1 protein-coding gene and 1 pseudogene are annotated in these 1,125 nt (G+C 50.8%); both read left to right on the forward strand.

Annotated elements, in window-relative coordinates; translation table 11 throughout:
• Window positions 1-290: pseudogene (locus ACRPK8_RS15755) on the forward strand (hypothetical protein); the annotation flags it as partial.
• A complete protein-coding gene (locus ACRPK8_RS15760; protein ID WP_432238990.1) occupies window positions 287-919 on the forward strand; it encodes an HAD hydrolase-like protein in 633 nt (210 codons plus the stop codon). The pseudogene ACRPK8_RS15755 and the gene ACRPK8_RS15760, both read left to right, overlap by 4 nt.
• Window positions 920-1,125 lie beyond the last annotated feature (206 nt).

Raw genomic sequence — 1,125 nt, forward strand, 5'->3', positions numbered from 1 at the left:
TTGAGTCCGCCAAGCACTTGAGAATCCCACCCTCACCAACGGTGTGGGCTTGCGGCTTTAGCCGTGGGAGTGTCAAGTCACGCTATGCGGCGTATTATTTTGACGTCTCATTCGAGGAAACCGTCCGTCGTCATGCGATGCGCCAGCCGACGGAGTTTTCTGAGACGGATATGAAACGCTGGTGGTTGGATCAGGATCACCGCCCGTCGGATCGTCTGATTGCTATGGATAGATCGATAGAATCCGTGGTTCAAATGATAAAACAAGAACAGATGGGGGAGAGCGAATGACACCTTACATTTTTGACATGGACGGAACGTTGTTTCAAACGAATGCTGTATTGGCGCATGCGCTAGAAGACGTCTTTCATGAGTTACGACAGGCGGGGCGATGGGAAGGAGAAACCCCGGTCGCCCTCTATCAGCAGATCATGGGCGTGTCGTTACCAGAAGTCTGGCAGACGTTACTGCCGGATTTTTCAGCCGCCGACCAGCAGTCTGCAGATCAAAAGTTTCGACGTAGCATAGAGCAGGCAGTCAAAGCGGGGCTCGGTCGCTTATATCCGGGAACGGTCGAGTTGCTCGCACGTTTAAAACAAGCGGGTCATTCCGTCTATATCGCTAGTAACGGTTGGCCGTCCTACTTATCAGCGATCGTGACGACGTACGGACTCGAAGCGTATATCGATCATGTCTATAGCATCGAAGACATCCGTTCCGGGGATAAATCAACGCTCGTGCAGGAGATTTGTAAGACGCACGACATCACGGCAGGATACGTAGTCGGTGACCGCTTATCTGATTTCAAAGCAGCGCATGCGAACGGACTCGCTGCGATCGGTTGTCAGTTCGATTTTGCACAAGAACAGGAACTGGCAGTCGCTGATCGTGTCGTCCAAGAGTTAAGTGCTGTCTATTAAAAAAGAATGACGCGTCTTTCACGCCCTTTCCTCAGGCGAGACTCAAGCCAGTGTTTCTGCCTCGTTCAGGCAGAAACCCGGGTCTTGATTGTCTCTGAAAGCGCAAAAATGCGCTTTTCCCTGTAGGAGTGAACTGCTCCCTGTCAAGTAGACAGGACAAATAATAAAAATTCTTTAAACGGCTTGAGCTCTGTATTCTAACGGAG

Origin of the sequence: Exiguobacterium sp. TDN 0502 (assembly GCF_050846835.1) — a bacterium.
Lineage (GTDB): Bacteria > Bacillota > Bacilli > Exiguobacteriales > Exiguobacteriaceae > Exiguobacterium_A.

Excerpts from the sequence above, each read along its gene's own strand:
- ACRPK8_RS15760 (WP_432238990.1), top strand. The coding sequence starts at position 287 with ATGACACCTTACATTTTTGACATGGACGGAACGTTGTTTCAAACGAAT.